Here is a 7,162-nt window from a genome sequence, read left to right on the forward strand (position 1 = left end):
CTCACACTCCCAGGTTCGCGGGATCGAAGCCGTAGAACTTGAGCTCCTCGAGGAGCCGCGGCGATGGCATGTCAGCGGTGATGAGGCTGCCGGTGGATCGGTCGAAGCGGAACACCTGAGAAGCCACAGGGCGGGAGTTGTTCTGCTCCTCGCCGGGCAGGATCTCGGCGATCTCGGTGACGACGCGGCGGGGCTTGCCGGTAGCGGGGTCGATGATCTTCGAGATCTGCACCACGATCTTGATGTTCTGCTCGATCATCCGGTAGGCGTACACGGGGGTCGTGTTGTTGCCGCGCGACAGCATCAGCGCCGACATGCGGTCGATCGAGTCGTCTGCGCTGGCGGCGTGCAGAGTGGACAGCGACCCGACACCGGACTGCATGGCCTGCATCATGGCGTAGATCTCAGGCCCGCGGACCTCACCAACGATGAAGCGCTGCGTGTCCAGTCGGAGGGTGTCGTAGACCAGGTCTTCGGGGGTGATCTCACCAGGCAGCCGCCCATCGGCGCCACGCTCCCCCTCCCCCGGCTTCGCCTCGAGCGAGACCACTCGAGGGTGGCGGTCGTTGATCTTGTGAAGGTAGAGCTCACGCTCCATCTCGATTGTGACGATCTTCTCCTCGGCCGGGATGCAGTCGGCGAGCGCGCGCAGCAGTGTGGTCTTGCCTGCGCCGGGGAAGCCGCTGGTGACGACGGAGACCCCGGCGATGACGGCCGCGCGGAGGAAGGCTGCCGCCTGGCGGGTGATGGTGCCGCGCTCCACGAGCTGGTCGAGGGTGACGTCGACGAGGCGGTGGATACGGATGACGATCGTGGGGCGGGTGGCGACGGGTTCGGCGATCGCTGCCAGGCGCGCTCCGCCGGGCAGGTCCATGTGCAGTCGCGGCCGGGCGCTCGTGAACGATCGTCCGCCCTCACCCGAGCGGGCGGCGAGCAGGTTGATCTCTCGCTCGAGCTCACGGTCATTCTCGGCGATCGGGTACTGGTACTTGACCACGCGGCCGTCCGCGTAGGAGATCCAGACGTCGTCGAACCCGTTGATGTGGATGTTCTCAACGTCGGGCTCGTCGACGAGCGGCTGCAGCCGACCCAGGCGGAACAGCTGGTCGAAGACGGCCTGCCGGATCGCGGTCTGCATCGGCGCCGGCCAGCGGCCCTCGCCGGGGCGTCGGGTCTGGTCGTCGACGCGAGCTCGGACCCGGTCAACGATGTGGTCCTGCGCTGTCTGCTCGCGCTGCTCGGCAGTGATGTCCATGGACTCGCTGAATACCGCGGCGAGCTCACGGGAGACCTCGTCGCGAATGGCGGCGATGTCGGCCCAGGGCAGATCGCTGCGCGCGTCGAGGGTGGTTTGCGGAGTGACCTCGGGTGCAGGCCGTTCGGGGGTGGAGGGCGGTGTCGGCACGATCGGAGCAGCAGGTGTCGTGGGGGCGGCTTCGGCCGGAGCGTTCCGCTGCGCCGCACGGGTCAGGTGCGCGGCGGCGTGTCCCAGGTTGCGCAGGCCCGTGTCGGCCGGTGCGGTCGTTGGTGCCTGCGGTGTTGCCGGTGCCGGCGCGGTGGCCGGTGCTGGCGCGGTGAAGAACGGGATGTTGCCCAGGTCTGCAGGGTCGGGCGTGGAGTCGCTCACTGCTGTCCCTCCCAGTCGGTGGTTGTGTATGTGCGGGTGTTGAGGACATCGCTGTAGCTGTGCAGCAGTGCGCCGATGGCCCGCGAGTAGGGGGTGCGCTGGGCACCGAGGGTGGGTGCGCCGACCGAGTAGATAGCGGCGCCCTTCGGATCCCAGGGGATGGTGCCCAGCAGGTTCATGCCGATCTGCTTGGTGACGGTCTTGAGAGGCCAGGTCTCCTGCGTGGTGGAGCGTTCGGTAACGAGGAGATCCACGTAGCTGGCGTGCCCGATCTCGTTGAGCGTGTTCAGCAGCCACTCGGGGACGGTGTTGCGGTTCTCGTCGAGGGATCGCCAGTGTGCGAGCACGGCTGCCACGGAGGGCAACGTGCGATCGGTGAACAGGGTGATGCTGTCCGCCTCGCGCAGTAGCGGGAGACGAGGGTCGTTGACGTGGAGGCGCCCGCCGTCGACGAGGATGTCGTAACCGGCGGACTCGTAGGGTCGCAGCGCGTCGAGCAGTGCCCGCCAGAAGTGGGGGCCCGCGCCGGCGGCGCCCTGCAGGCTCTTGAAGCCGGGGATGAGCACTGAGCGGGGGCTGAGCTCGACGGTCTGCTCCCAGAGCTTGTCAGGGGTCAGAGCGCCGTACTGGTCTGCGACGGCCGCTTCGGTCAGTCCGGTGCTGTGGTAGACCTGCCCGCGGATGAGTCCGGGGATGATGCTGCTGGTCTTGGTGGTGTCAGCCTCGACGAGGATCACGGGCTTGGACCAGTTGAGGGCCAGGGCGCCGGCGGCGGTGGTCACGCCGGGGGCGCCGGACGCGCTGGCAAGGAAGATGATCGCCATGCGGGGTCACTCCCCCGTCGAGTCGATGACCAGCGCGACACGGCCGGTGGCGGCACGAGCGGCGATGTCGGGTGCTTCACGGTTCGGCACGACCAGGTCGACAACCCACACCTGGGTCTCAGTGTCGTAGGTGGCGGTGAACACCGTGGCGTCGAAGCTCTTGGGGGTTTCGACGGGCGGGTCGCCCTGAGTGACGGGGGTCTCGACGACACGGACGTTGTCGCCTGCTGCGAGCTGGTAGCCGGGCATCTGCGCCTGGGTGAGCGTGACGCCCACGATCGAGGAGCCGGACGGCACCGCGAGGGTGTCGCCGGTGTTGGCCGACGTGATGAGGGTGCCAGCGGGCAGGTCGACCAGCGCGGTGGTTCCGACGAGGTCGGCGGCATCCGCGGCGGAGACGGCGTCGACCTGCTGCCCGCCGGCGAGCTGGATGGTCGTGAGGTCGTCTGTGGTGATCGTCTCCCCGCGTGAGACATCGACGCTGGTCGCCATGACGCTGACGGTGCGGGTGAGGTTCGTGGTGACCCACCACACGCCGATTCCGCCGAGGAGGACAAGCGCGATGCCGAGGGCGATGATCGCGGGGCGCCGGCGAGACTTCGTCGGCTGCAGGACTGCAGGAGTGAGTCCTTGCTTCTGCTCGCCCTGCTCGGTGGTGTCTTTCGTGCGCTTGCTCTTGCGGTCAGTGGTGGTGGTCATTGGAAGTCAGTCCTTCAACGTGGGCGGATGTGGCGTAGGTGTCTAAGCAGTTCGGTGAGTGTCTCATATACCGCTGTCGCGACAGCTGGTCTTCTGCTGTAGCTGGACACCGCACCGTCTATTCGAGAGGCGGAAGGAATGCCTCGTAGGCGGTGATGATGACGAAGTTCCGGGAGGGAGCATCGAGTTCAGCGGTGACGCGATCGAGGATCGCGCGGTACGACGGGGCAACGCGCACGGTGTGCTTGACGCGAGGCCCCGCATCAGTGACGGGGGCGGGACGCTTCTGCCGGTTGAACAGATCCGTCCAGTCCTCGTCAGTCTCTTCTCCGCCGGCGGTGGCCTGGCGGATCAGTTCAGGAAGACGCTTATAGGTGGCCGAGACGGCGTCCAGGAGGACCGTCTGGTGGCTCTTGCGCGTCTTGGCCATGTACGCCTGCAGTCGGTCGTTCAGCGGGACCGGAAGGTGGACAGGGACGCCCTTGGTCGCGGTCTCCCGCTCCTCCCCCTCTCCCCCGTCTTCGTCCTCCGCGCGGGTCGTGCGAGTCGGCTGCTTGCGCGGCGCCTGCTTCTTCGCAGGAGCGGCCGCAGGTTCGACCGCCGCTGCAGGGACGGGCTCGGTGGGCGGAGCCTGGTCGACGGTGGGCTCCACGGGTTCTGCGGGAGCCGGCGTCGGCACGGCGCGGCGGGTGAGTTTTCCGAGATCCTGGCGTGCCACGTCAGGCCTCCTTCATCTGGTTGGCCCACAGCGATGTGAGCTCCAACGCGACACTGGTGTAGTCGGAGATCGCTGCTTGGTTCTTGCGGGAATCGGTGTACTGCGTGACGACCTTGCCGTCGTAGGGAGCGTCCTCGATGCTCGCGGACAGGCGGATGTGACGCTGGAACCGCGGGAGTCCGATCTGTCCTTCGATGAACTCGACGGTGTCGAGCTGCTCTTCCCAGTCCTCGAGTCGCCGCCCGCCTCGGCGGGTGTCGATCTTGTTCAGCAGGAGTCGGTAGGGCACCCCAGTCGGGATGATGTGCTCGGCGAGCGTGTCCGCGACGGACTCGATGGCCATGGTGGCCGCTTCGAGCGGCAGGACGATGAAGTCGGCGACCTGCAGGACTGCGGTGAGAACGCCGGTGTTCTCATGGCTGCCAGGTGTGTCGACGAGGACGATGTCGTATCCGTCGAGGTCACGCAATCCCATGATGTTGTTGGGGTCGACGTCGGCGGCGAAGTCGAACGGAAGGTCATCCCCCGCGCGCTCGGCCCAGCGTGCTGCGGACTGCTGCGGGTCGACGTCGACCACGAGCACATTGTTAGCGCGGGACAGCGCGGCCGCGAGGTTCATGACGGTGGTGGTCTTGCCCACCCCGCCCTTCTGGTTGCAGACGCCGATGATTCTCACGATCGGCCTCCACGGCTGAGGGCGTTGGCAGCGGTCGCGCCAGTCGAGCGCGCGGTGTGCGGATGTGTGGCGCGGGTATGGGGCAACTGTGGCGGGTTCATGGGCGCCAGTATAGCGTCACATTCACGCCTATATGCAACAACAATCGCGCGTGTCTGGCGCGACACATGCGCTAGAGCATGTGGAGCTACGGCGCTAGAACTGTGCGATGAACGCGCTCTGTCGGTGCAAGAACAACGCAAGCAGAGCGCTTGACAGTGCGCATCATCTAAAACAAGACCCGCGCCATAGTGGCTACATACGGGCACAAGCAATGCGCAAGTAAGGGGCCGTACAGGCGACAGCCGGGCGCTCGTAATGCGCACGTTAGAGCGCAACAGCATGCGCGGGTAGGGCGATGTAATAGCGCGAATATTGCAGTTGATATTGCGGATGGCTGGCGCGGGTATGGCGCGGGGGTTGCTCAGCGTATCGCGCAAGTGATGCGGTGATCTGGCGGGGGAGTGGCGGAGGCTATCGCGGTGTTGCTGCGAGGGTACAGCGCAGAGCATGGCGGCGGGGTGGCGCGTGTGTAGCGCGGCGCTGGCGATGGTGGGGTGCGCGGTGTCGCGAGGGCTGGTCATGGAGTCGTGGTGGGGCATCCAAACGATGGATGCGGGCGTAGACGGGCCTGTGCGGCCTGCTGAGGCGATTTCGGCCATGAGGAGGGCTCCGAGTGAGGCGGAGGGGAAGACAGGGCCCCTGGGGGCCATCCAGAGGCCCTGTCTGTCTGGGGGGGCGGAGCGGGAGTGTTGCTCCGGCCTGTGGGGAGCGCTCGACTCGTCGACTGCGCTTGCCCCCTGGATGGCGGGTTGGCTCAGCTGCGGCGCGGGGCGTAGGAGACCTTGGCCTCCATGTCGCCGCTGACGGCCTGCATGAGCTTGGTGCGGATTCGGCACACTCGGCGGTTGAGCGTCTCCCGGCTGACGCCGAGCTCGACAGCTGCTTCCTCACGCGCCACACCGGGATCACCCTCCGCGAGCTCGATGCGAGCAAGCAGCTGGACCTCGTCGCGGCGGAGGGTGCCGGAGTCGATCGCCCAGGTGAGGATCGTCACCAGATCCCGGAAGACGTCATCGCTCTCGTCGGGGCCTGCGATCTTCTCGAGCAGCTCGTCTTCGACCGGCATTGCGTCGACGCTGTGCTCGCTGCCGAACCAGACTCCGAGGTTCTTGATCGTCTCGAGGCGGATGTTTCCGGAGACGGAGTGGACCCGCTCGAGCGGGTAGGTGTGAATGACCTCCCAGAGCACGCCGATCGTCGCGGTACGGGCGTCGGCGGGGGAGTGCTGCCACAGGCTGCGCATGCTGCTGCAGCTGCTCGGCAGCCGCAGCGCGAGCGGCATGAACGACTTGAGCAGGACGCGGCCGGCGATGGTATCGCCGGCGTGCTCGAGGGTGAGCAGCTCGAGCAGGAGCGCGTCGCGCTGTTCGGGAGCTTGCGGCTGCCGGATGAGGTTCACGGCCTCATCGCCAGTCAGCTCGCCGAGCGTTCCGAAGTGGTGAGTGGTGTGGGAGTGGAAGCTGTTCCACTCATCGAACAGCTGGTCGGCAAGAGGTGATGTCTTCGCCCAAGCAGTCATGAGAAATGGCCCTTCGTCGTGACGTCGGTTGACGAAGGGCCACGTTCCTCAGCACCCCTGGTTCAGATCCTGGAAAGTTCCGGCCGGGCAGGAGAGCGCCCGATCGGCGGATGCTGGCTTCGGTGGATCTGAGTTGCGATCCGATGCTGTAAATACCTGTTCAGGGGCGGTTTCCATGCCTCGCTGCATGGGCGCAATATCCACGCAAGATTTCTTCGATCCGCGATGTCCGCGAAGGGCCGAAAACCCGGCCTATACAGATATGCCCCCGTTGGTCGGGAGGCATCAGGACTCCGCGGAAGGGACAGAAACGTGAGCGAGAGCAGCACCGCAGACAGCGCCGACGACGCCATGTGGGAAGGATTCAAGCCCGACGCTGCACGCGCGATCCGTGCGCGCCAGGGGTTCGAGGAAGCAGTGGCGAGCACTCTCGACGCACCCTTCGACCCCTCCACGCATGGTCGCGTGGTGAAGGCGGTTGAGGAGCTTTCGGCAGCGGTGCCGGCAGCTCTGCGGGTGGCGCAGCTGCGAGTGGGAGGAGCTGCATAATGGCGCGTCGTGAGAAGACGTCGAAGCCGGCCAAGGAGACGAAGACCGTCCCGGCACAGGGGAGCAGCTGGACCCATGGTCGGCAGCTGGGCGGCAAGCTGCTGTCCGCGCTTCTGTTCGCCGCGATCGCGTGTGGGCCTATCGCGCTCTTCGCCGCGGCCGCACGTCCGGCGCCCGTCGTCGCCGCAGCGCCCGAGGCGCAGGCAGCGGGACTGAGCACGCAGCAGCAGGCTGCCGGCGGTTACGCGGAGGGCTTCGTCTCCTCGTGGCTGAGCGCGACGAAGGACGCACCGGGCGACCTGGCTACCTACGTCGACCTGGCGGCGCTGCGGCAGCTGTCGGTCACGGCCTGGGAGTACCGCGACCTGTCCGTGGTCTCCATCACGCCCGTCGACGGCTCGGACTTCGTCAACGTCGTCGTCGCGGCGCACCTCAAGGAGCTGCTGTT

The 7,162-nt window shown here is 66.8% G+C and carries 7 protein-coding genes and 1 pseudogene; 2 read left to right on the forward strand and 6 right to left on the reverse strand.

Annotated elements, in window-relative coordinates; all coding sequences use genetic code 11:
* Position 1: 1 nt before the first annotated feature.
* The 6 genes from B7W94_RS00615 to B7W94_RS00640 form a co-directional block, all read right to left on the reverse strand.
* The gene (locus tag B7W94_RS00615) at positions 2 to 1,627 is read right to left on the reverse strand and encodes a CpaF family protein (RefSeq protein WP_005052704.1); all 1,626 of its coding nucleotides are present in this window, start codon (positions 1,625 to 1,627) and stop codon (positions 2 to 4) included.
* The gene (locus B7W94_RS00620) at positions 1,624 to 2,451 is read right to left on the reverse strand and encodes a hypothetical protein (RefSeq protein ID WP_005052708.1); all 828 of its coding nucleotides are present in this window, start codon (positions 2,449 to 2,451) and stop codon (positions 1,624 to 1,626) included. Before B7W94_RS00620 ends, B7W94_RS00615 begins: the two co-directional genes overlap by 4 nt.
* A gap of 6 nt (positions 2,452 to 2,457) precedes the next feature.
* The gene (locus B7W94_RS00625; protein WP_005052710.1) at positions 2,458 to 3,150 is read right to left on the reverse strand and encodes an SAF domain-containing protein; all 693 of its coding nucleotides are present in this window, start codon (positions 3,148 to 3,150) and stop codon (positions 2,458 to 2,460) included.
* A gap of 118 nt (positions 3,151 to 3,268) precedes the next feature.
* A complete protein-coding gene (locus B7W94_RS00630) occupies positions 3,269 to 3,868 on the reverse strand; it encodes a hypothetical protein (protein WP_005052713.1) in 600 nt (199 codons plus the stop codon).
* Between the two features lies 1 nt (position 3,869).
* Positions 3,870 to 4,544, reverse strand: coding sequence for a ParA family protein (locus tag B7W94_RS00635; protein WP_005052715.1), 675 nt, complete (start codon positions 4,542 to 4,544; stop codon positions 3,870 to 3,872).
* 856 nt (positions 4,545 to 5,400) lie between these two features.
* On the reverse strand, positions 5,401 to 6,165 hold the full coding sequence (locus tag B7W94_RS00640) for a hypothetical protein (RefSeq protein ID WP_005052717.1): 765 nt from the start codon (positions 6,163 to 6,165) through the stop codon (positions 5,401 to 5,403).
* A 312-nt stretch (positions 6,166 to 6,477) separates the two neighbouring features.
* Here B7W94_RS00640 and B7W94_RS17785 point away from each other — a divergent pair, with 312 nt between their 5' ends.
* A complete protein-coding gene (locus tag B7W94_RS17785; protein ID WP_005052720.1) occupies positions 6,478 to 6,714 on the forward strand; it encodes a hypothetical protein in 237 nt (78 codons plus the stop codon).
* Positions 6,714 to 7,162: pseudogene (locus B7W94_RS00645) on the forward strand (hypothetical protein); the annotation flags it as partial. The gene B7W94_RS17785 and the pseudogene B7W94_RS00645, both read left to right, overlap by 1 nt.

The organism is Microbacterium sp. LEMMJ01 (assembly GCF_002114135.1).
Classification (GTDB): Bacteria; Actinomycetota; Actinomycetes; order Actinomycetales; family Microbacteriaceae; genus Microbacterium.